The organism is Pseudomonas sp. FW305-20 (assembly GCF_058788075.1).
On sequence record NZ_JBYTAJ010000054.1, the window covers coordinates 851 to 24,322 of the forward strand.

Sequence of the window (23,472 nt, forward strand, 5' to 3'; positions counted from 1 at the left end):
GACGGCGACGTCAGCGTGGTCAACTTCACGGTTGGCGGTACCCAGTACCAGGCCGGCAGCACCGCGACCATCGCCAATGTCGGCACCCTGGTGCTCGCCGCCAACGGCGCCTACACCTTCACCCCGGTGGCCAACTACAACGGCACAGTGCCAACGGTCAGCTACACCGTCACTGACGGCTCCGGTTCTGACGTCACCTCGACCTTGAACATCAACGTCACCCCGGTCGACGACAGCTTCACCGACATCAGCGAAACCGTGACCACCTCCGAAGACGCCCCGGTCAACGGCAGCGTCCTCACCGGCACCAGCAGCGTTGACGGCGACGTCAGCGTGGTCAACTTCACGGTTGGCGGTACCCAGTACCAGGCCGGCAGCACCGCGACCATCGCCAACGTCGGCACCCTGGTGATCGGCACGAACGGTGCCTACACCTTTACCCCGGCAACCAACTACAACGGCACGGTGCCAACGGTCAGCTACACCGTCACCGACGGCTCCGGCAGCAATGTCACCTCGACCCTGAACATCAGCGTCACCCCGGTCGATGACCCAAGCGTCCTGACCGCGGATACCAACACTGTCGATGAAGACCACGTTGCAACTGGCAACGTGCTCGGCAATGACAGCGATGTCGACAATGCACTGAGTGTCGCGACATTCACCGTACAAGGCGTCACCGGTTCCTTTACCGCGGGTCAAGTCGCGACTATCGCCGGCGTCGGCACTGTGACTATCGCCGCCAACGGCGATTACAGTTTCACCCCCACGGCGAACTGGAATGGCACCGCTCCGCAGATCAGCTATATCACCAACACCAATTCCATCAGCACGCTGGACATCAAGGTCAACCCGGTCAACGACGCTCCGACCGTCAGCACCTCCTCGGCCACTGGTAATGAAGATCAGTTGATCGCCGTGCAACTTGGCGGCAATGACATCGACGGCACTGTCGGGCACTTCAACCTGACCAGCCTGCCGGCCAATGGTGTGTTTTACGCTGACGCTGCCGGGACCATCGCGTTGACCACCAGCAGTGTCATCTCCGCAACCGCCAACGGCGCAACGGTTTACTTCAAGCCTACCGGCGACTGGAGTGGCACCACCCAATTCACCTACACCTCGACCGATAACCAGGGCATGCCCTCTGCGTCTTCGGCAACCGGCACCATTGTCGTCGCGCCAATAACCGATACCCCAAGCCTGTCACTGACGGGTGGCGGTACGGTCGTCTCGACCGACTTCCAGGAAGTCGCGCTGAACAACGGCCATGGCGACGTCAATGTCAGCCAGCTCGGCAACGGCGTTTGGCACACTGACAACAGAGGTGGCATGGTCGAAATCGGCAAGGCCAGCGTCTATGGTGCCGGTGGCGATAACCAGGTCATTGAACTGGAGCGCAACGCTGGCGATGCGAGCAACCTCTACACCACTATCGATGCCAAGGCCGGCAGCACCTATAACGTGTCGTTCGACTACGCACCGCGTGCAGGTGTGGTGAATTCGCACATCAATGTGTACTGGGGCGACCAACTCATTGGCACCTTGAACACCACGACCACCGGCATGCAGCACTACAGTTTCGACATTCCGGTCACTGCCGATGGCAACCAGAAACTCGAGTTCCGCGCCGGGGACAGAAACAGCCTGGGCGGCGTGCTGGATAACATCGATGTCACCCAGGTGCTCAACTCGGGCCTTGAAGACCAAGCGATCCTGTTGTCGACCATCCAGGCCCACACTAACGACGTCGATGGTTCGGAAACACTCGCTCTCACCCTGAACGGCTTGCCGGCGGGCTCCAGTCTCACCGACGGCACCCACACCTTCAATGCTGCCGACGGCTCGACGTCGGTGGACATTACTGGCTGGAACCTGTCCACGCTCAAGCTGACACCGCCGACGAACTTCAATGGCGACATCCCCCTGACTGTCACGGCCACCGCCAAAGACGGCGATGCCCCAAGCGCCAGCACGTCGCTGCCGTTGGTGGTGCACGTCGGTGCCGTCGATGACGCAAGCGTGCTGCAGGCGGACAAGATCACGGTCGACGAAGACCACAACGCGACCGGTAACGTGCTGGGCAACGACAGCGATGTCGATAACGTCCTGAGCGTCACCAGCTTCAACGTGACCGGGGTCAATGGCAGCTTCACAGCGGGCCAGACCGCGACCATTAACGGTGTCGGAACGCTGATCATCGCCAGCAACGGCGACTACACCTTCAAGCCGGCTGCCGACTGGAACGGCAACGTTCCACAGGTGACATACACCACCAGCACCGGCTCGAGCAGTACCCTGAACATCAGCGTTACGCCGGTTAATGACAACTTCTCCGATGTCAGTGAAATCGTCACCGTCAACGAAGACTCCGTGGCCACCGGCAGCGTGCTGTCGGGCACTTCGAGCGTCGACGGCCCGGTCAGCGTGATCAACTTCACCGTTGGGGCGACCACTTACACGGCTGGAAGTACAGCGACTATCGCCAACGTCGGCACCCTGGTGATCGGGGCGAGCGGAGCTTATACCTTCACTCCGACTGCCAATTACAACGGCAGCGTGCCGAGCGTCAGCTACACCGTCACCGACGGCTCCGGCAACAACGTTACCTCGACCCTGAACATCAGCGTCACCCCGGTCGACGACAACTTCACCGACATCAGCGAAACCATCTCCACCCCGGAAGACACCGCCGTTACCGGCAGCGTCCTCACCGGCACCAGCAGCGTTGACGGCGACGTCAGCGTGGTCAACTTCACCGTCGGTGCGACCACTTACGCCGCTGGCAGCACCGCGACCCTCGCCAATGTCGGCACCTTGGTGCTTGCCGCCAATGGCGACTACACCTTCACCCCGGCAACCAACTACAACGGCACGGTGCCGGCGGTCAGCTATACCGTCACCGACGGTTCCGGCAGCAATGTCACCTCGACCTTGAACATCAGCGTCACCCCGGTCGATGACAGCTTCACCGACATCAGCGAAACCGTGACCACCAGCGAAGATGCCCCGGTTAGCGGCAGCGTTCTTAACGGGACGTCGAGTGTTGATGGCCCGGTCAGTGTGCTCAACTTCACGGTCGGCGGTACCCAGTACGCCGCCGGCAGCACCGCGACCGTCGCGAACGTCGGCACCCTGGTGATCGGAACGAACGGCGCCTACACCTTCACTCCGGCCCCCAACTACAACGGCACGGTGCCGACCGTCAGCTATACCGTCACCGACGGCTCCGGCAGCAATGTCACCTCGACCTTGAACATCAGCGTCACCCCGGTCGACGACAGCTTCACCGACATCAGCGAAACCATCTCCACCCCGGAAGACACCGCCGTTACCGGCAGCGTCCTCACCGGCACCAGCAGCGTTGACGGCGACGTCAGCGTGGTCAACTTCACCGTCGGTGCGACCACTTACGCGGCAGGCGCCACGGCGAATATCGCCAACGTCGGTACTCTGCTGATCGCGGCGAACGGTGCCTACACCTTCACCCCGGCCGCCAATTACAACGGCACGGTGCCGACGGTCAGCTACGCCGTCACCGATGGTGACGGCAGCAACGTCACTTCGACCCTGAACATCAGCGTCACTCCGGTCGATGACAGCTTCATCGACGCCAACGAATCGGTTTCCACCCTGGAAGACACCGCCATTACCGGTAGCGTCCTTACTGATACCAGCAGCGTCGATGGCCCGGTCAGCGTGCTCAACTTCACCGTCGGTGCGACCACTTACACAGCAGGCAGCACGGCGATCATCGCCAACGTCGGCACCCTGGTCATCGGGGCGAACGGTGCTTACACCTTCACCCCGGTCGCCAACTACAACGGCACGGTACCGACAGTCAGCTACACCGTCACCGACGGTTCGGGCACCAACGACACCTCGAGCCTGAATATCAGCGTCACCCCGGTCGATGACCCGAGTGTGCTGACGACTGACATCAACACCGTCCTCGAGGACAAGATCGCTACCGGTAACGTACTGACTAATGACCGCGATGTGGACAACGTCTTGAGCGTGGCCAAGTTCACGGTGGGTGGCACCGAGTACACCGCAGGCGCCACAGCGATCATCGCCAACATCGGCACCTTGGTGCTGGCGGCGAACGGGGCTTACACCTTCACCCCGGCCAGCAATTGGAGCGGCAACGTTCCGACTGTGACCTACACCACCAGCACCGGTTCGAGCACCACCCTGGATATCAATGTGACCGCGGTCGCAGATGCGCCGACCGTAACCGCCACCACTACTCAGGTGGCCGAGAACGGCAGCGTTGCGTTGGGCTTGAAGGTCACGTCGCCGGACACTGATGGTTCTGAAACCCAGACCATCACCACCATCGGCGGCATCCCGGCAGGTGCAACCCTGACCGATGGCACGCACACCTTCACCGGCACGACCGGTAACGCTGTCGTCAACCTCAGCGGCTGGGATGTGAGCAAGTTGAGCTACACCCCGGCACCCTACGCCACCGGTACCAACACGCTGACCGTTACGGCAGTCTCGACCGAAAGCCAGGGTGATTCGGCCAGCAGTTCGATACAGATTCCGATCACGATCAATCCGGCGGTCTACAACGCCATCACCGGCACGGCGGCTGATGACAACGTCACCGGCACCGGCGGCAACGACATCGTAGTGGCAGATATCGGCGGCCTGACGGTCATACCGGGCCAGAATTACAACATCGCATTCATGGTCGACAGCTCCGGCAGCATGAGCGCTTCCTCCGTAACGTCGGCGAAGAATTCCCTGATTTCAGTGTTCACCTCGCTGATCGCCAGCGCCACCTCGCAAAACTCGAGCGCTGGCACCGTGAAAGTATTCCTCGTGGACTTCGATACACAGGTCAACAAATCGATTTCGATCGATCTGTCGAAAGCGGGCGCTCTGGATCTATTGAAGGGGGTCCTCAACAGCATGCAGTCTGGTGGTTACACCAACTACGAAGACGTGTTCAAAACCACCGCGAACTGGTTCAAAGGGCCTGACGCGCTGAGCAACCCCAACGCGATCAACCTTACCTACTTCATCACCGATGGTGAGCCGACCGCTTATACGCAAAAAGAACAAACCAATCCGCTGGTCGTCGACTTCAAGTCCGATAGCGTTAAGGACCTCAACCTCGACGACGTGTTGAAGCAAGGCTCCTACACGCCAGGGACCGAGTTCAGGATGGTTATTGGTGGTGAGAGTCGCTTGGTAGTTGATTCCTTTGGGGCTTTGTACAAATGGAGCGAAAAATCGAACGGCAACTGGACGTCGGAAAAGTACAGCGCCAACGGCTACACCCTGCAAGTTCACGCCCAAGGTGACGGCACCTATGAACTGTCGGATTACGCAGGCAACGGCTCTGTCGACAGCACCAGTGCGAATAATGCGGCAACCGCGTTCGCGTTGTTTGCTGCCGCAAACTCCACGGTACAAGCCATTGGCGTGAACAGCGCTGTCTCGGTAAACGACCTCGCACCGTATAACACCACCGATGGAAAACCGCTGGCCAATATCAACCCGGAAGATTTGGCCAACGCAATTCTCGGCCACAGCGAAGCGACCCTTCCAGGCAAGGACACTATCAACGGCGGCGATGGCAACGACATCATCTTCGGCGATCTGGTGAGTTTCACTGGCGTGACGGGTGAGGGCTACACCGCGCTGCAGGCTTTTGTCGGTAAGGAAACCGGCATCGAAACCAACCAAGTCACCTCAAGCAACGTGCACCAGTACGTCACCGAGCACTACTCCACGTTCGATGTGTCTGGCGCCCACGATGGTAACGATACGCTGCTGGGTGGTGCTGGTAACGACATCATCTTCGGGCAGGGCGGTGACGACAAACTCTACGGCGGCAGCGGCAACGACATCCTGCTCGGTGGCACTGGCAACGATTTGCTGAACGGTGAGGCCGGCGATGACTTCCTCATCGGTGGCACTGGCACCGATACGCTGGACGGTGGTGCCGGTAATGACACCCTCCTCGGTGGCACTGGCAACGACACGCTGATCGGCGGCTTGGGTGGCGACACCTTCGTCTGGAAAGCAGGCGACACCGGCACCGACGTGATCAAGGACTTCAAGGCCAGTGAAGGTGATCGCATCGACCTGCGTGATCTGTTGCAGAACGAGAGCGGCAGCACCATCGACAACTTCCTGAAGATCACCACCGTGGATGGCGTTTCGTCCCTGCAAGTCAGCTCCGCCGGCAAGTTCAACGGCGCTGACGCCGCAGCGGCGCAACCCGATGTGACGATCAAACTGGAAGGCAACAACTGGTCCAGCGCCAGCATCAACTCGTTGATTGCCGGCAGCGACCCGACCATCAAAATCGATCACAGCAACAGCTGATCCAACGAAAAACGGCCACCCTTATGGGGTGGCCGTCATTTTTGCGCCCAACCCCCGGTGACGATTTCGTCGCCGCACCGCATACTCGCGTCCAGTTGGCCTATGCTGCTGACAGCATGACGCGGGTCCATTTCCGAGGGATGTTCAATGTTCTACGTGCAACGCGATGCCCAAGGTCAGTTAGTGCGCGTGGAAGCCGAAGCCTACGCCGAGGCCACGGAAACACTGCCCGCCGACCACCATGAAATCCAGGCCTGGTATGCCCACGAAGTGGTTGAAACCAGCCTCAAGCAGCTCAAGCAGAGCGACCTGGACATGATCCGGGTACTCGACGACTTGATCCAGGTGCTGACCAGCAAAGGCGTGATCCGCGTCACCGACCTGCCGCCGGCCGCACAAGCCAAGCTGATGGACCGGACCCAGGCCCGTGAGGCGTTGGGCGGGTTGAGTCAATTGATCGATGATGATGAGACGGGGTTGATCTAACTCCGGACGCCGATCGTTCCCACGCTCTGCGTGGGAATGCCTCTCGGGACGCTCCGCGTTCCAGCCTCACCGCTGGCGTTGTGTCTGACACTGATGTGACGCAGAGCGTCACGGGCTGCATTCCCACGCAGAGCGTGGGAACGATCAGTGGGTTACTGCCAAGGCTTCGGCTCACCAAACAATTGCCCCTGAACCCCATACAACCCCATCTCGCGAATCACCATCAACTCCCCTTCCGTCTCGACCCGCTCGGCAATCAACGGCAAATCGATGCTGTGCGCCGCCCGCTGAATCGCCTCGATGAACAGGCGCTTGTCGCTCTCCTGATCAATCGCGCGGATATAACTGCCGTCGATCTTCAGATACGCCAACCCAAGCCGCGCCAGGTTGCCGATCATGCTGAAACGCCCGCCAAAGCGTTGCAGGCTCAGGGAGAACCCGAGTTCGCGCAGGCGTCGCGTCAGCTCTTCGAGCATGGCTTGTTCCGGCAACTGCTCCTCGCCGATTTCCAGGGTCAAGCGTTCCCCGAGCTCCGAATGCTGACGCAGGATTTCGAAGACTTTATTCAATGCCTGCGGATCGGCCAGCGTGGCTGAAGACAGGTTCAGCGCCAGCGACTCCTCATGCCCAGCCATCTGCTCAAGCACCCGCTCCAACATCAGCCGGTCCAGGCGCGCGGTCCAGCCAAAGCGCTCGAGCCACGGCAGGAAGCGCCCGGCGGGAATGGTCTGGCCCTCATCGTCGATCAAACGCGACAGCACCTTGTAATGCAGCACCAACTGCGTGTCCTGGGCGGCCACTACCGGCTGGAAATACAGCTCGAAACGCCGCTGATTCAACGCCTGTTCCAGTAAGTTGTGCCAGGCATGATGGTCGTCGCCGACGCTGGCCGATGCGCTGTGATCCAGGCAGGCCCAACTCGAATCGCCCTGGCCTTCCGCCTGAGCCAATGCCTGATCGCCCAACCCGAGCACCGCTTGCGGGGAGTCGCCATACACAAACGGCGCCAGCCCGATCGAGGCCACCGAGGGCACATCGGTGGCGCCCGTCGCGTGCAGGCTCGCCAAGGCACTGTCGAGGCTCTGCGCCAGTTGCAGCGCTTCTTCGCGTACCAGCCCCGGCGCCAGCACGGCGAACTCACCGCCACGAATCCGCGTTACGAGGTTCAGGGTTTCCGGGTATTTGGCACACTCTCGGGACAACTGCTCGCCAACCGCTTTCAACAACTGGTCAGTACGTTGACCGCCCAACCGCTGGTTCAACCCGGCCAGGTCCCTGACCCGTAACAGCAGCAAATAACCGGAACTCGCCTGCTCCGGGTTGCTCACTCGGGCGTTCAATTGCATCTCGAAATAACGACGATTGGCCAACCCCGTCAGGTTGTCCTGATAGGACTCGGCTCGCAGCTTTTCACTGCGCTCGGCCTGTTCCTGGAACAGCGCTTTAAGCTTCTCGACCATCTGGTTCATGGCCTGCACGACACGCCGCAGTTCCGGCGTGCGCGGCAGTTGCGGCAAGCTGAGGAATTCGCGGCGAGCGATGGCGTGGGATTGCTTGACCATGTAATCCAGCGGCTTCAGTTGCCGACGCAACAACAGCGCGCCGAGCACCGCGCTCACCGCACCGCAGATCAGCAGCCAGCCAAGACTGCCCAGCGCGCTCTGCCAGAGTTTGGCCAACGCAAACATCGGGTGGCTGACCACCTCGACCCGCGCCGCCTGCTCCCAGCCACGGCTGACGAGAGCATCACCACCGGCCGCTTCCAGCCCGATCATTTTGACGAACCAGTCCGGCACGTTGTTCACCGCGGGAATGCCGCTGCGCTCAACGATGGCCTGATCGGTCTTGAGGTCGACCACGCGGATGCTTGCGTAATAACCACTGTCGAAGATCGAACTGACCAGCAACTCGACCATCGCCGGATCGTCGATGCTTGGCGTCAGGGACAGCGCCAATGCCGTCGCGGCGTCCTGAGCGTGGGAGCGCAACTGATTGACGTATTGGGTGCGCGAACTTTCCAGGCTGACCACGAAGCTACCGGTGAAGGCGATCACCAGGAACAGACAGATAGCGATCAACAGTTGTTTGAACAAAGACATCTGAGCGCGTGCTCCTAATTAGTCGTCTCGACCGGGAAACCTTCGGCCTGCATTTTCTTCAACACATCCTGCCAACGCGACAGGCGTTTGGTGTCACCGACTTTCTTGTTGCCCTTGGCGCCCGGCAACCACAACCCTTCGGCATTGAAAGAGTAGACCGGCAGCAAATCGGTTCGCTGGCTGGCTGGCTTGATCGCATCGATCAGGCTGTCGAGTACCAACGGCATGGCCTCGGGGCTTGAGTAGTAGGTCAACACCATGTGCGCCCGATTCTGGCGCAAGGCCTTGACGTAAGTGATGCGTAGCTTGTCACTGGCGACGCCGAGACGACGCAGGCTGAAATACTTGGCGATCGCATAATCTTCGCAATCGCCGGCGCCCTTCCAAAGGGCCTCGATGGGTGTTTCCCAATAATCGACCTCGTGCCACAGATCGATGTCTTCCTCGTAACGCATCTGTTTGTTGAAGAACTGGTTGACCACTTTAAGCTGTTCCAGCTCGCCGACTTGCTTTTGCGTGACCAATAAGTGCTGCCAGGCATCAATGCGTGGCTGTCCTTCGCCCAATGGCCCGTACAATGCCTGCGCACGACGGCTGATCAGCGAAAAATCCCAATCGGCATGCAGCCCGCCCAGCATAACGCCGGCCAGCAGCAACGCGCTGCACAGCCAGCGCAACGTGCGAGGGATCGCGAAACATACCGCCAATGCGAGGTATCCAGATCAGGCAGATGGAAATCGGTCGATGGTGCAGGTTAGTCCGGTAAAAAACAATGGCACGGTGAGATCACTGCCGGCGCGCTAAACTTTGTATGGCAGGCGCAATAAAAAGCATCGAGGCCACGGCAGGGCGATCTTTTGTCCGTTTGACAACCAGTCAGGCAGTCACTAGTGTCCCCTTGGATCCAAATTTAACTCAGTCAAACAGGGTGCGTAGTTGTGACACAGAAGCCCAATCCTCTGAACAGCATCAAGGTCAACGGGCCGATTCCCGCTCACCTGGCACGCTCGGTGATCGAAGAGACCCTGCGTTCAGCCATTCTCGACGGTCGCATTCCCTGCGGCACCGCCCTGCGTCAGCAAGATTTGGCCGATCTTTTCGGTGTCAGCCGCATGCCGGTGCGCGAAGCCTTGCGCCAGCTCGAAGCCCAGGCGCTGCTCAATGTCATCGCGCACAAAGGTGCAGTGGTTGCACCGCTGGTCCAGGGCGATGCCGTGGAAACCTATGCGCTGCGCATCCTGCTGGAATCAGAAGCGTTGCGCCTGTCGATCCCGTTACTGGTTGATGAGGATCTCGAACAGGCCGCCCGCTACATCGACGAACTGGAAACCGAAAACAACTACACCGAAATCGGCCGGCTCAATCGGCTTTTCCACATGGCGCTGTACTGCAAGGCGCCGAACCAACGGCTGTTGAGGCTGGTGGAAGACGGATTGAACGAAGAGGAGCGCTTCCTGCGCTTCAACCTCGAAGCCATGGGCCTGGGCAAAATCTCCCAGGAAGACCACCGGGCGCTGTTGCGGGCCGTCGAAGACCGGGACGTCGAGCGCGCGGTGAAATTGCTCGAACAACACCTCAACCGGGGCGTCGAGGTCATCACCCGCTACCTCAACAGCCCCGAAGCGCTGAACAAGAAAATCTCCAGATAAACCACGCCGGCAAGCCTGAGCGAGCAGATTGAACTGCTTACTCTCGCTTGCCGCGTTGCGCTGCGCCCCTCTCCAAAGCCCCGCCCTCGATTTACCCCTCTCAAAACCCACAACGACTCCGCGTCGATAACGCGCCGATGATAGCGGCTGTCGTGATTTACGCTCACTCTTGGGCTGCCAACAAATAATGAACGGGTGACGCACCGCATCAGCGGAGCAGTCTCCGCACCAAGAACCTACGGAAGGAGTCTTGCCACGGGAAAGGAAGAACCTGCGTTGATCCCAGTCAACTTCCACCCCCTCTGACCACTTCAGAAATTCAACTGGAAAGTTACTTCGAGTGAGGCATTCACTCTTTACTTTAATTCTGACTTATATAAGCCGGAAGGAGTAACTGCATCTAAATAAAACTCAAATCAAAAGTTTTATTGGAACTTGTCGCGCGCGAAAAAGTTGAACTTTCAAATAATATAAAAATAACTTGCCCACCACTTTATTCATGTATTAGTTTTTCTCCGCCGCCTTGAATACGGGCGCCAGACCGTCACATAACGACGCATTGCAACTTACCCATATCAATTCGCTTGAGGCCTGCGCTCGTCAGCAGAAAGTTTTAACTAACGATCGCTTATTCATTAAACCGCAACGGTTATATCCAACTCATTTATAGGCTCGCCCATGAAATCGACTAAAGACCGTCTCACCCAGAAGAAAGCAGAACTTAGTGCTCATCCGATCTTTTCCGAAATCAACTCGATGCCGGTATTGCAACGTTTCATGGAAACCCATGTGTTTGCGGTATGGGATTTCATGTCGCTGACCAAACGCCTGCAACAGGAACTGACCTGCGTTCGTTTGCCCTGGCTGCCACCGCGAGATCCGCAGGCGGCGCGTTTGATCAACGAGATCGTGCTGGGTGAAGAGTCTGATGATCGCCCAGCCCAGGGTCACTACAGCCATTTCGAGTTGTACCTGGATGCGATGCGCGAAGTCGGCGCCAGCACGGCGGTGGTCGAACGCTTCGTCGCGCTGCAAAAAGAAGGCGTGAGCTATGACGTGGCGCTGCAAAGCGTGGACGTTGATCCGGCGGCAGCGCAGTTCGTGCGCAATACGTTGCACACCGCGTTGCATGCGCCGGGGCACAGTGTTGCGGCGGCATTTCTGCATGGTCGCGAGAGCGTCATCCCGCAGATGTTCCAGCGAATTCTTGATGATTGGGGCATCGGCATCGAACAGGCACCGACCTTTCGTTACTACCTCGAACGGCACATCGAAGTCGATTCCGAAGACCACGGCCCCGCCGCTGAAAAACTCCTCGCCCGGCTGGTCGATGGCGATGCGCAACGCGAAGAAGACGTCTACGCCAGCGCCCTCGCTGCCGTGGAAAGCCGCATCGCGTTGTGGGACGGCCTGCGCCTGAGCATGAGCGAACCGGTTGCCGAGGTGAACGCATGAACGCCGCCGACTACCAATCTTTTGCCGACGCTTGGGAAAGCCGCGCGACCATCCGTACCCGTCCCCGGCGAGTGCTTGAGAACGACGACAAACTGATCTACCCGTTGAGCCGCCAACCGTTGGTGCTGAGCGAAACCTTCCTGCGTGAATGCCCGGAACAGTGCGACTTTGCGCTGGTGCAGACGCTCTACAAATTCATCAACGACGTGGTGATTTTCGAAACCGAAATCGTCGACAAGACGGCCCGCAGCATCGCCAAGAATCGCTTCGCCGTGGCCTTCCCGTTCGCCTGCCGCTACGACGCCATGACCGTGGTGGTGGACGAGGATTACCACGCGCTGGTGGCCATGGATTTCATGCAACAGACCGTCGCCATGACCGGCATCACGCCCATCGAACTGCCGGACGAAATCGAACTCAGCCGAGCCATTCCAGCGGCCGTGGCGCTCGCGCCGGAACACCTGCGCAGCGCCGTGGAATTGATCTGCGTGGCCATCGCCGAGAACACCGTGACCGGCGATGTCGCGGCGTTCGCCAAGGACGACACGGTCAAGCAGTCGATCAAGGGCCTGATGGCCGACCACTTGCTCGACGAAGGTCGCCACTCCGGGTTCTGGGCGCGGCTGGTGCGCATCTACTGGCACACCGCGAGCGAGGACGACCGCCAATGCATCGCGCAAATCCTGCCGGTGTTCATCGGCCATTACCTGACCAACGACATCCAGAAGTCGTTCGACTTTCGCCTGATCGAGTCCTTGCAGATCAGCGACGCCGCACGCCACGCCCTCAAGAGCGAAGTGTCGGGGCTGGCCTTCCCGATCAATCGCCATCACCCGCTGGTCGCCAACATCGTGCGGTTTTTCCGCAGCAGTTCGCTGCTCGATTCGCCGTGCGTGCAAGACGCCCTCAGCGATTACCTGGTTTAACGAGGAGCCCATCATGAGACGTCTCGACATTCTGCTCATTGGACAAAGCCAGGCCCTGACCGACCTGGCGCTGGAACTTGAACAACACGGTCATTCTCTGGTGCGCCTGACAGCCGTCGACGAGCAGCCGTTGGCTAGCGCTGACTTGCTGATCGACGACGCCAGCCTGCCGATTCAAGACTTCGGTAATGCACCGCGCCTGACGCTGCAACTGGGTATCGGTGAGCCTGGAGTTTCTGACCTGCCGCCGCTGGATTTGCTGTGTAACTACGGTTCGAAACTGTTCACTCGCGTGCCGATCACCGACGAACCTTCGGGCAATGGCCAGGCATTACGCCTGCGGGCAGTGGCAGAACTGGTCGATCACGTGGCGCTGCTGGTCAGCCGGTTCTCTCGCGATGCCGACTATTTTCTGCTGGCCGGTCCTGCTGCTCCCGTTCACTTCGAGTACGTGGAAAACCTGCTCCATCTCGAGAGCCTGGCGTTTTTCCATCGGCTCAACCTCACGGCGGCGCCCGCGCTGCTGGCGCTCAGTCAAATCCCGATGATCGAGCGCCTTGAGCAGCACTTCATCCAGTGTGCCGAGCGACCCGCGCTGAACATTGCCGGCACGTCCCTGAGCTATCGGCATTTGCACGCCCACAGCCGCGCCATCCAGCAACGTTTGCAACCGTTGCTCGCGCAGCATCAGGGGCCGTTGGTGATCGGGATCTGCCTGCCAAAATGCAGCGCGTTGTATGCGGGAATTCTGGCGATTCTTGGCAGTGGCGCGGTGTATCTGCCACTGGAGCCGAGCCATCCTCTGCAACGTCAGCAGTACATTTTGGAAAACGCCGGGGCCGTCTTGCTGCTGCATGACGGTGAACATCCGCTTGCGGCGCAAATGCCGGGGCTCGACATCAGCCGCATTGACATTGGTGATGTCGATCTCGATCAACCCTTGATGCGCCAGCGACCCGATCCAGAGGCGCCGTGCATGGCGCTCTACACCTCGGGCACCACCGGCCATCCCAAAGGCGTATTGCTCAGCCAGGCCAACCTCGCGCACTTCACCGCGTGGTACGCCGACTATGTGCAACTGACCGAACAGAGTCGGGTGCTGCAGTTTTCGTCGTTGAGTTTCGACTCGTCACTGATCGATATCTTCCCGACCCTGCTCCAGGGCGCCGAACTGATCGTGCCCGGCGACGATCAGCGCCGCGATCCGTTGCAACTGGTCGAGCTGATCCGCCATCGACAACTGAGCCACGCCTTTTTGCCGCCAGCGTTGTTGAGCATCCTGCCGCTGGATCAATTGCAATGCCTCGATCACGTGATGACCGGTGGCGATGTCTGCGAACCCTACGTCATCGAGCAGCTCACCCGTCAGGGCAACCTCTACAACCTCTATGGCCCCACCGAAGCGACGGTGTTGATCACCGCGCGGCAACTGCGTACCGGCGACAGCAATCGCACCCTCGGCGCGCCTATCGCTAACAGTCAGGTGCTGATTCTCGACGAGGATTTTCAACCGGTGGCCGAGCAAACCGTCGGCGAGTTGTACATCGTCGGGCCGGGTGTGTGCCTGGGCTACCTGAACAACCCGCAGCAGACCGCCGAACGTTATCTGAACCTGAACCTGCCCAATGGCCAGAGCCTGCGCGCCTACCGCACCGGCGACATGGCGAAGTGGACCCGCGATGGCATCGAGCTGTGCGGGCGACGAGACAATCAGGTGAAGATTCGCGGCTTTCGCGTTGAGCCGGAAGAGATCGAACGCTGCCTGCGCGACAGTCAGTTGTACCGCCAGGTGGCAGTGGTCATCGACAGCCATCGACGGATTCTGGCCTTCCTCGCGCAGCCTCAGGAGGATCAACCCGGCACCGCTCGCGAAGCCCTGAAGGCTCATGCGATGCAGTTCCTGCCGGATTACATGCAGCCCACAGCGTGGACCGAACTGCCGAGCATGCCGTTCGCCAGCAACGGCAAGGTCGACCGCAAGGCGCTGCTGGCAATGCCCGTGAATGTGTCCGAAAACACGCTGCGGCGCTTGCCCGCCAGTGCCGACGAGGCGCTGCTGCTGGAGATCTGGGCTGAGCTGCTGGAGCTGCCGGCCAGCGATATTTCCACCGATGAAAGTTTCTTCAACCTGGGCGGCCACTCGATCCTGCTGTCGCGCATGCTTTTACGATTGCGTGAAGAATTTGGTCGCAGCATCTCGATTAACCGCTTCATCGAATTGCCGACCATCGCCAAGTTGGCGACCTTGGTGCGCGGTTCCGGCACCGAAGAGGTATTGAGCGAAAAGGCCTTGGCCGATGCCTTCCGCGAACTGGATATCCAGCCGTTGCCAGTCAACCGCATGGGCGATGTGCACAAGGTGATCGTGACCGGCGCCAACAGCTTTGTCGGCGTGCACATCGTCGAAGCATTGCTCGCCTGGGGCGCCAGCGAAGTCGCCTGCCTGGTGCGCGATGGCGGCGGGCAATCGGCGGCCGAGCGGTTTGCCCATGCGTTGCGAGAAAACCGCCTGGAGCATCTGGACCTGAGCCGGGTGCGGGTCTACGCGGCGGACATCACGCGTCCGTCATTGGGGCTCGAAGCGGATGTTTACGAGCGACTGGATCGGCAGTTCGGCGCGTTGGTGCATAACGCCGCGAACGTCAATCACGTACTCGATTACGAGTCGCTGGCGCGGGACAACGTCGAGCCGATTTTCGAGTGCCTTCGGTTGTGCGAAGGGCGCAGCAAAAAGATCTTCAATTTCGTCTCGACGCTCTCGGCTTCCAGCACGATTTCCGCCGATGGCCGGGTGCTGGAATTGCCCGCCGCGCAGACCCCGCCGATCTACATCAAGAACGGCTACAACCTGTCCAAATGGGTCGGTGAGCGAATCCTCGAACGGGCTCGCGAACGTGGCGTACGGGTCAATCTTTATCGTCCCGGCAACATCAGTTTCAACAGCCTCACCGGTGTCTGCCAGCCGCACAAGAATCGCTTGATGCTGATGCTCAAAGGCTCGATCCAGCTCGGCCAGGTGCCGGAGTTCGCGCTGAATTTCGACCTGATGCCGGTGGACTTTCTCGCCCGGTTCATCGCCTTCCATGCCAGCCGTTATTCAGCGGAAAAAGCGGTGTTCAACCTGCACAACCCCGAGCCTCTGAGCTGGGACAACTACGTCGCGTCATTCCGTGAGGCAGGTCGGGAGTTTTCCATGGTCAGCGTCGCCGACTGGCAGCAGCAACTGGGTCGGGTCGACAGCGACAACGCGTTGTTTGGCGTGCTCGGTTTCTACCTCAACGGCTTCGAGGAAGACATCGGCGACATCTCAATGATCGGCCACGCCAACGCTCAGGCGGGCGTGCGGCAGATGGGCGCGCATTACCCGGAAAAATCCCCGGCGCTGCTGCGTCGCGGCTGCGACTACCTCAAAGAAATCAACTTCATCTGATTCACTCAACCGGAGCAAAACCATGAAAACCCTACAACCCGACACCCTGATCAAAAATCCGCAAGGCTGCCACGTGGTGTCCTCGGTGGAAGTGCCCGCCGATGCCAGGAAGGTCTGGGCAGTGGTCGGTAACTTCGCCGGCTTCGATCAATTCATTCCAGCGCTGTCGCACATCGAGATGACTGGCGAAGGCGTGTCGTCCCTGCGCAAGAAATTCTTCAAGGACGGCAACCTGGTGGTCGAGCAACTCAACTCCCGGGATGACCAGGCGCTGAACATGACCTGGACCACGATTTACAACACCTTGGGCGTAGCCAATTTATGGGCGGCGATGAGTGTCGAACCGCTGGGCGCGAACAAATCCCGAGCGACCTGGACGATCATCGCCGAACCCGTACAGGGTGGCGCCGAGGCACTGCCGGGGTTCACGGATTTCGTGCAGGGCTTTGCCGATGACTCGATGAACAATGTGTTGAAGCTGTTTGCGTAAGGCATGAAAAAGCCCGCTGTGGATGACTCCACAGCGGGCTCTTTTACATCGCTCGATCAGATTTTGAAGCTGTCGACCAACTGCTTCAACCGGTTCGCCTGCAGGGACAACGCATCGCAATCCTTCAACGTTTCATTGAGGTTGGCCACGCTCTGCTGGTTCAGCAGGTTGATCTGGTTAACGTCGACGTTGAGAGTTTCCACCACCGCCGTCTGCTCTTCGGTCGCCGCCGCCACCGACTGGTTCATGCCGTCGATTTCGCCGATGCGCTGAGTCACGCTGACCAGTCGCAAACCAGCCTGGTTCGCCACTTCGACGCTCTGTTCGCTGGAGACCTGACTGGCGTTCATCGTGGTCACCGCTTCGCGAGAACCGATCTGCAGCGAGGTGATCATCTTGTGAATCTCCTCCGCCGATTCCTGAGTTCGGTGAGCGAGGTTACGCACCTCGTCCGCCACCACCGCAAAACCACGACCGGCTTCACCGGCGCGGGCCGCTTCAATGGCCGCGTTGAGTGCGAGCAAGTTGGTCTGCTGGGAGATGCCTTTGATCACATCCAGAATGTGCCCGATGTTGTCGGTGCTGGCATTCAAGGTTTCGATCTGCGTGCAGGACAGGCTGATTTTCTGCGACAACTCGGTCATCGCCAGAATGGTTTTCTCCACCACCTGACGACCGTCGTCGGCCTGCTCGCTCGCGCCGCTGGCGTGCTGGGAAGCATCGGCGGCGTTGCGGGCGATTTCCTGGGTGGCGGCGCCCAACTGGTTGATCGCCGCGGCGACACTGTTGGTGCGGGCGCTTTGCTCGTCGGAACCGACGATCGAGGCGTTGGACGAGGCCATTACCCGCTGCGACAGGTCGTGAACCTGGCGGGTGGCCGACGACACTTCGGAAATCGATGCGTGAATTCGCTCAACGAACTGGTTGAAAGAACCGCCCAGCTCACCGAATTCGTCTTTGCTTTCCACGGCCAGACGTCGGGTAAGGTCGCCCTCACCCTGAGCGATGTCCTGCATCGCACGGCCCATGGTGGTCAGCGGACGCATCAGCACGTTGATCAACAGGCTCAGCAGCACGGCAATGGCCGTCACGGCGATGAACATCGCGATCAGCGCAGAAGTGCGGAACTGGCTGAGTGGCGCGTAGGCCTTGTCCTTGTCGATCGACAGACCGATGTACCACTCAGCATTCGGCAAACCACTGACCGGCGTGAACGAAAGGATACGGTCCTGCTTATTCAGGGTGACTTCCTGATTACCCTTCTCGATGCGTACGCCAGCGTTCGGGTAAATATCCTTCAGGTTTTTCATCACCTGGTCCTTGTCCGGGCTGACGATCACCTGACCGTCGGCGCTGACCAGGAATGCGTGACCGATGCCACCGAAGTCCACCGAGTTGATGATCTTCACCAGGGTTTCCAGGCTCAGGTCACCACCGACCACGCCGAGCAACTCGCCGTTCTTTTTCACCGGCAGGGCGATGGTCACCACCAGGCCACCGACGGCGGCCATGTAAGGCGGGGTCAACATGGTCTTGTCGGCAGCCACGGCCTGTTTGTACCAGGGACGCTGACGCGGGTCGTAACCGTCGGGCATCTTCGCGTCCGGACGCTGAGTGAACACGCCGTTGGCCTGGCCTACGTAGGTGAACTGGAAGTTCGAGGTCAGGGACGGTTGATTGACCAGCCCGGGAAGGTCGGCATTGGCGCCTTGATGGGCGACGTTTTGCGCGAGGTTTTCCAGCACCAGCACGCGGCCGCTCATCCAGTTCTGCACGCTGCTGGCGGTCAGGTCGCCGGCCTGCTGGACGCTCGATTCAAGGTTTTGACGGATGGTGTTTCGCTGCAGATAGTCGTTGTACAAAGTGAACAACGCAAAAGCCAGCACCACGACGCCGGAGGCGGCCAGAAGGATTTTATGGCTGAATTTGAGATTCATTTCATGGGACTTCTTATGCAAAAAGTGGGGATGCGTTCCGGGATGCAACATTCCATGTAACAGCGCAGGCAGGACTCTGGAGCCGCTCTACTTTGGTGCACGCATGTCTCATCAGGCTGTCGGCACAAACCGGAGAAAACTTAGGCGTTTGTACGAAATGGTCGGCATTCCTGTCAGATACCCGCCGAACGGCGTGCCAAAGCGCCTGATCAGCCTTTTTGGAGTGGCGGCTGTTTGTCCGGCTGTTGCAAATTCCCGGACCCTTGATGACAATGCGACTAATTATCATTTGTGATGTTCGGGCTGTCGCATCCATGTCCTCACCTGAGTTTGCAGTACAGGCGCTTTACAGTAGCCATCACGGTTGGCTCAACACGTGGCTGCGCGCGCGTTTGGGTAATGCAGCCGATGCGGCGGATCTGGCACAGGACACGTTTGTGCGGCTGCTGCACAGAACCGAACGCCTGGAGCTCAAGGCTCCCCGCGCCTTTCTTCGAACGATCGCCCGTGGGCTGGTGATCGACCATTGGCGTCGTGAAGAAATCGAACGCGCCTACCTGGAAACCATCGCCCATTTGCCCGAGTCCGAAACCCCGAGCGTCGAAGCGCGGGCATTAGTGCTTGAGTTGCTGGAAAGCATCGCGCGCATGCTCGAAGGCCTGAAGCCGAAAGTGCGTCAGGCGTTTCTGCTGGCGCAGTGCGAAGGACTTACCCACAAACACATCGCCGAGCAGATGGGCTTGTCTCTGCGTTCAATTGAGCGCTATGTCGCCGACGCGCTGTATCACTGCTACGTGCTGCGGTATGAAACGTGATGCCTGTGGATAACTTGTCGCTGACTCGACGCGGGGAACCGCATCAGCAGGTCGTCAAACAAGCCATCCATTGGCTGCTGAGTCTGCGTAACAACTCGGCTAATGCCAGGCTACGCCAGCAATGCGAGACCTGGCGGGCCGAACATCATGAACACGAACTGGCCTGGCAACGGGTGCAGTCGCTGCAAGCCGAGTTGAGTAGCAACCTGCGGGCAGTGCCCGGTGCTCAAGTGGCCTTCAATACGTTGGAAAACAGCGCCCAGGGACTGGGACGCCGCCAGGCCTTGAAGCTGCTGTCGGGGGCGTTGCTGATGGGGTCGGCGGCGTGGCTGGGCAAAGATGCAATGGGCTGGCAACAGTGGACCGCCGACTTCGCCACCGCCACGGGCGAACGGCGCGGTTTCCAATTGCCCGACGGCACGCGACTGGAACTCAACACCGCCAGTGCAGTGGATCTGGATTACAACGCGCAGCAGCGACTGATCAAACTGACTCGCGGCGAAATCATCGTAACGTGCGGCGGGATCGACGAAGGATCTCCGTTTGATCGACCGCTGCGGGTACACAGTCGCCAGGGTGTGTATGAAGGCGTGGGGGCACGTTTCATCCTGCGGCAGGACGACGACTGCACGCGGCTCAGCGTTACCGGCGGCATGGTCCTCATACATTCACCGCTTGCCGCCGGTGGCACGCCGACCCAGGTGCAGGCCGGGCAGAGTTATCTGATCGATCATCACCAGGCGAAGCTGGCGCCGCCGCTGGACATGGATGCCGGCGCTTGGGTCGACGGGCTGATCGTGACTCGCAATATGCGGCTGGGGGATTTCCTGGATGAAGTCGGGCGCTATCGCCACGGCTATCTGACGTACTCAGCGGACATTGCCGACTTGCGACTGTCCGGGGTTTTCCGACTGGAGCACACCGACAGGTTGCTAGCCATCCTGCCGCAAACCCTACCGGTGCAACTGCGCTATCGCACTCGCTGGTGGGTGACGCTGGAGCGACAGGCCTGAATTATTTTTGGCGGGTTTTGCGGGCAAGTCCGGCTTAGTCAGTAAGCACTTCAATCCTGACTTCAGCGACTTCCTACGGAAACCTACAATGACTGTGCGCGCCACCAGTAAGAACCCTCTTCTTTTCGCCGCCGATTCAGGCGCCCTGCGCTACGCCGTACGCGCTGCGCTGTTCTCCACCGCGCTGGGTGTCGGCGTATTGCCGACACTGGGCGTAGCGGCAGCGGGCAGCGAGGTCAGCAGCCACCGTTACAACATTGCCGCAGGCTCGTTGAGCGATGTGCTCAACCAGTTTGCGCGTCAGGCGGGGATTACCTTGTCGACAACGCCTTCGCAAACCGGGGGTCTTCAGTCACCGGGCGTGCAGGGCGAATATTCGGCAGATCAGGCTTTGCGACGTTTACTCAGCGGTTCGGGTCTGGAGGCCGTGAGTCAGGATGGCAGCAGCTACGTGTTGCGCCCGGTCGCCGAAACCGAAGCGCTGGCATTGCCCACCACCGACATCAAGGGCTTCGCCCTTGGCAATGCGCTGGGCAGCATGGACGGTTACAACGCGACACATAGCCAGATCGCCACCAAGACCAGTACGGCGTTGCTGGAAACCTCGCAAAGCGTCTCGGTGGTAACCCGCGAGCAAATGGACGATCAAGGTTCGCAAACCGTCTCCCAGGCCATGCGTTACACCCCCGGCGTGTTGACCAACCCTTATGGCGCAACCCACCGTTATGACTACGTGGCGTTGCGCGGCTTCAACGATGGTTCGGTGGACAACATCTATCTGGATGGCTTGAAGTCCATGGGGGACAGTGGCACTTACAGCACCATGCAGGTAGACCCGTACTTTCTGGAGCGTATCGATATCCTCAAAGGGCCTTCATCAGTGCTCTATGGTCGCAGCTCACCCGGCGGCCTGGTGGCGCTGACCAGCAAGAGGCCGCTGTATGAGGCCTATCATCAAGTTCAAGCCACAGTGGGCACCCAGGGTCAGCGCGGCATGGGTTTCGACTTCAGCGGGCCGGTGAATGATGACAAACGCATTGCTTATCGCCTGACAGGGCTGGCGGATCAGTCCGACACACAGTTCGATCACAACAAAGAAAAACGCTTCGCCCTCGCGCCTACGGTGAGCATCGATTTCACCGAAGACACCTCGCTGACCCTGCAAGCGTATCTGCAGCACGATCCAGACGGTGGCTATCACGGTGGCGTACCGGCCAACGGCACCATTCATCAGCGCAACGGGAATCGGATCTCCCCGCACTTCTTCGAGGGCGAACCGAGCATTGATGGCTTCCAGCGCGATCAGCAGTCCTTCAGTTATCAGTTCGAGCATCGCTTCAACGATGTCTTCACGGCACGACAGAACTTCCGTTACCTCGACTCCAAAGTGAAACTGGATCAGGTCTATGCCTATGGCTGGACCACACCGACCAGTAATGAGTTGAATCGTTATTACACCGGTGGCGACGAGAAACTTCATGCATTCATTGTCGATAACATGCTGCAAGCAGAGTTCTTCACCGATGCAAGCAAACACACCGTACTGATGGGTGCGGACTATCAGCGTCGCAAAACCGTGGTCGACTGGACCAGCGGTGGTCTTGCCCCTATTGATGCGTTCAACCCGGTGTATGGAAATTCCGATATCGAGTTCTACAGTCCGACCAGCTATCTGCGTCGCCTGGAACAAACCGGCGTGTACCTTCAAGATTTGATCGAGATGGATAAGTGGCGCTTCTCGCTCGGGCTGCGCCAGGACTGGGTGGAAACGTCCGATGAGAATCGGCTGGCTGAAACCGGCCGGGCGGTCGGTACCGAAATCAGTGACAAACGCACCAAGCTGACGGGGCGCGCCGGGGCGTTGTACCTGTTCGATAACGGCATTGCGCCTTACATCAGCTACTCCGAGTCGTTCAACCCGAACTCCTATTCGGACAGTGCGGGTAATCCCCTGGCACCAACTGATGGTACGCAATGGGAGGTGGGTCTGAAGTACCAGCCGCTGGGCACCGACAACTTGTTCACCGCTTCGCTGTTCCGCATTGATCAGGAAAACCTGGCGACCAAACTGCCGCAGGAAAACTTCTATCGCGCCGTAGGTGCTGTCCGCTCCCAGGGCCTGGAACTGGAAGCGCACATGCAGGTGACTGACAACCTTAAAGTCCTCGGCAGCTACACCTTCACCGACATCGAATACGCAAAGTCGATGATCAGCACCTTGAGTACGGCCACTGACGTGATCGAGAACAAGGGCAACTCGCCGACCCAGGCGCCACGGCACATGGCTTCGTTCTGGGCTGACTACACGTTCGATAGCGCGGCACTCGATGGTCTGCGATTGGGTGGTGGTGTGCGATATGTCGGCTATAGCTGGGCCGACGCGGAAAACACCATGAAGGTGCCGGCCTACACGTTGTTTGATGCGTCTGTTGGTTACGACTTAGGCAAAGTAGGGATGAAGGGTGTGGATGTTCGCCTGAATGCGAACAACCTGACGAATGAGTCCTACGTGGCCTCCTGTGCCAGCCTGAACTTCTGCTACTTGGGCGAAGAACGCAATGTCGCCGCGACAGTGAGCTACCAGTTCTAAATCTCTCGTCATTCCAACAAAGCCAGCGCCTGAATTCGGGGGCTGGCTTTGTCGTCTCTGCGGAAACATTCCACTGTTTGGCGATGGCGCTCCTGAGCGTTTAGCGAGCCCACAACGACAAAACCCCTGTCTGCGTTAGCAGACAGGGGTTTCGGAATTCAATCTTGACGATGACCTACTCTCACATGGGGAAACCCCACACTACCATCGGCGATGCATCGTTTCACTGCTGAGTTC

Annotated in this window: 13 protein-coding genes and 1 rRNA gene; 10 read left to right on the plus strand and 4 right to left on the minus strand. The window is 59.4% G+C overall.

Going from position 1 to position 23,472, the window contains the following annotated elements; genetic code table 11:
* Nucleotides 1-15: 15 nt before the first annotated feature.
* Together AC3WP4_RS27375 and AC3WP4_RS27380 are read left to right on the plus strand one after the other, a co-directional pair.
* Nucleotides 16-6,345, plus strand: a complete 6,330-nt coding sequence (locus tag AC3WP4_RS27375; protein WP_492575906.1) for a tandem-95 repeat protein — start codon at nucleotides 16-18, stop codon at nucleotides 6,343-6,345.
* A 147-nt stretch (nucleotides 6,346-6,492) separates the two neighbouring features.
* Complete coding sequence (locus AC3WP4_RS27380; protein WP_074872413.1) at nucleotides 6,493-6,831, plus strand: tryptophan synthase subunit beta; 339 nt, start codon at nucleotides 6,493-6,495, stop codon at nucleotides 6,829-6,831.
* A 152-nt stretch (nucleotides 6,832-6,983) separates the two neighbouring features.
* Here AC3WP4_RS27380 and lapD read toward each other — a convergent pair whose 3' ends face one another.
* Nucleotides 6,984-8,930, minus strand: a complete 1,947-nt coding sequence (lapD, locus tag AC3WP4_RS27385; protein ID WP_074872411.1) for a cyclic di-GMP receptor LapD — start codon at nucleotides 8,928-8,930, stop codon at nucleotides 6,984-6,986.
* Nucleotides 8,931-8,944: 14 nt separating this feature from the next.
* Nucleotides 8,945-9,637 (minus strand): cysteine protease LapG, encoded by a 693-nt coding sequence (lapG, locus tag AC3WP4_RS27390; protein ID WP_102616617.1) that lies wholly within the window; start codon nucleotides 9,635-9,637, stop codon nucleotides 8,945-8,947.
* A gap of 231 nt (nucleotides 9,638-9,868) precedes the next feature.
* Here lapG and AC3WP4_RS27395 point away from each other — a divergent pair, with 231 nt between their 5' ends.
* The 5 genes from AC3WP4_RS27395 (at nucleotide 9,869) to AC3WP4_RS27415 (ending at nucleotide 16,880) form a co-directional block, all read left to right on the plus strand.
* Nucleotides 9,869-10,579, plus strand: a complete 711-nt coding sequence (locus AC3WP4_RS27395) for a GntR family transcriptional regulator (RefSeq protein WP_102616618.1) — start codon at nucleotides 9,869-9,871, stop codon at nucleotides 10,577-10,579.
* Nucleotides 10,580-11,257: 678 nt separating this feature from the next.
* Entirely contained in the window at nucleotides 11,258-12,034 is a 777-nt protein-coding gene (locus tag AC3WP4_RS27400; RefSeq protein ID WP_074872404.1) for a DUF3050 domain-containing protein, read from the plus strand.
* Complete coding sequence (locus tag AC3WP4_RS27405; RefSeq protein ID WP_207250628.1) at nucleotides 12,031-12,960, plus strand: diiron oxygenase; 930 nt, start codon at nucleotides 12,031-12,033, stop codon at nucleotides 12,958-12,960. Before AC3WP4_RS27400 ends, AC3WP4_RS27405 begins: the two co-directional genes overlap by 4 nt.
* A 13-nt stretch (nucleotides 12,961-12,973) precedes the next feature.
* Entirely contained in the window at nucleotides 12,974-16,390 is a 3,417-nt protein-coding gene (locus tag AC3WP4_RS27410) for a non-ribosomal peptide synthetase (RefSeq protein ID WP_102616620.1), read from the plus strand.
* Between the two features lie 22 nt (nucleotides 16,391-16,412).
* Nucleotides 16,413-16,880 carry an SRPBCC family protein gene (locus AC3WP4_RS27415; protein WP_102616621.1) on the plus strand — a complete coding sequence of 156 codons (468 nt, stop codon included), beginning with the start codon at nucleotides 16,413-16,415 and terminating at the stop codon, nucleotides 16,878-16,880.
* Between the two features lie 56 nt (nucleotides 16,881-16,936).
* On the opposite strand, the gene AC3WP4_RS27420 is transcribed toward AC3WP4_RS27415, so the two are convergent.
* Nucleotides 16,937-18,817: a methyl-accepting chemotaxis protein gene (locus AC3WP4_RS27420; protein WP_074872397.1), complete on the minus strand. Its 1,881-nt coding sequence runs from the start codon at nucleotides 18,815-18,817 to the stop codon at nucleotides 16,937-16,939.
* Between the two features lie 314 nt (nucleotides 18,818-19,131).
* Between AC3WP4_RS27420 and AC3WP4_RS27425 the strand changes: the two genes are divergently transcribed.
* From AC3WP4_RS27425 to AC3WP4_RS27435, 3 genes are all read left to right on the plus strand, one after another.
* Nucleotides 19,132-19,632 (plus strand): sigma-70 family RNA polymerase sigma factor, encoded by a 501-nt coding sequence (locus AC3WP4_RS27425; protein WP_102616622.1) that lies wholly within the window; start codon nucleotides 19,132-19,134, stop codon nucleotides 19,630-19,632.
* The gene (locus AC3WP4_RS27430) at nucleotides 19,632-20,645 is read left to right on the plus strand and encodes a FecR domain-containing protein (protein ID WP_102616623.1); all 1,014 of its coding nucleotides are present in this window, start codon (nucleotides 19,632-19,634) and stop codon (nucleotides 20,643-20,645) included. Before AC3WP4_RS27425 ends, AC3WP4_RS27430 begins: the two co-directional genes overlap by 1 nt.
* Nucleotides 20,646-20,733: 88 nt before the next feature.
* Nucleotides 20,734-23,235: a TonB-dependent siderophore receptor gene (locus tag AC3WP4_RS27435; protein ID WP_102616624.1), complete on the plus strand. Its 2,502-nt coding sequence runs from the start codon at nucleotides 20,734-20,736 to the stop codon at nucleotides 23,233-23,235.
* A gap of 162 nt (nucleotides 23,236-23,397) precedes the next feature.
* On the opposite strand, the gene rrf is transcribed toward AC3WP4_RS27435, so the two are convergent.
* Nucleotides 23,398-23,472: ribosomal RNA gene (gene rrf / locus AC3WP4_RS27440) — 5S ribosomal RNA — on the minus strand; the annotation flags it as partial.

Bases quoted from the DNA above. Each gene is read 5' to 3' on its own strand.
- AC3WP4_RS27380 (WP_074872413.1), top strand. From the start codon at position 6,493: ATGTTCTACGTGCAACGCGATGCCCAAGGTCAGTTAGTGCGCGTGGAA.
- lapD (WP_074872411.1), bottom strand. From the start codon at position 8,930: ATGTCTTTGTTCAAACAACTGTTGATCGCTATCTGTCTGTTCCTGGTG.
- AC3WP4_RS27400 (WP_074872404.1), top strand. From the start codon at position 11,258: ATGAAATCGACTAAAGACCGTCTCACCCAGAAGAAAGCAGAACTTAGT.
- AC3WP4_RS27405 (WP_207250628.1), top strand. From the start codon at position 12,031: ATGAACGCCGCCGACTACCAATCTTTTGCCGACGCTTGGGAAAGCCGC.
- AC3WP4_RS27410 (WP_102616620.1), top strand. From the start codon at position 12,974: ATGAGACGTCTCGACATTCTGCTCATTGGACAAAGCCAGGCCCTGACC.
- AC3WP4_RS27415 (WP_102616621.1), top strand. From the start codon at position 16,413: ATGAAAACCCTACAACCCGACACCCTGATCAAAAATCCGCAAGGCTGC.
- AC3WP4_RS27420 (WP_074872397.1), bottom strand. From the start codon at position 18,817: ATGAATCTCAAATTCAGCCATAAAATCCTTCTGGCCGCCTCCGGCGTC.
- AC3WP4_RS27425 (WP_102616622.1), top strand. From the start codon at position 19,132: ATGTCCTCACCTGAGTTTGCAGTACAGGCGCTTTACAGTAGCCATCAC.
- AC3WP4_RS27430 (WP_102616623.1), top strand. From the start codon at position 19,632: ATGCCTGTGGATAACTTGTCGCTGACTCGACGCGGGGAACCGCATCAG.
- AC3WP4_RS27435 (WP_102616624.1), top strand. From the start codon at position 20,734: ATGACTGTGCGCGCCACCAGTAAGAACCCTCTTCTTTTCGCCGCCGAT.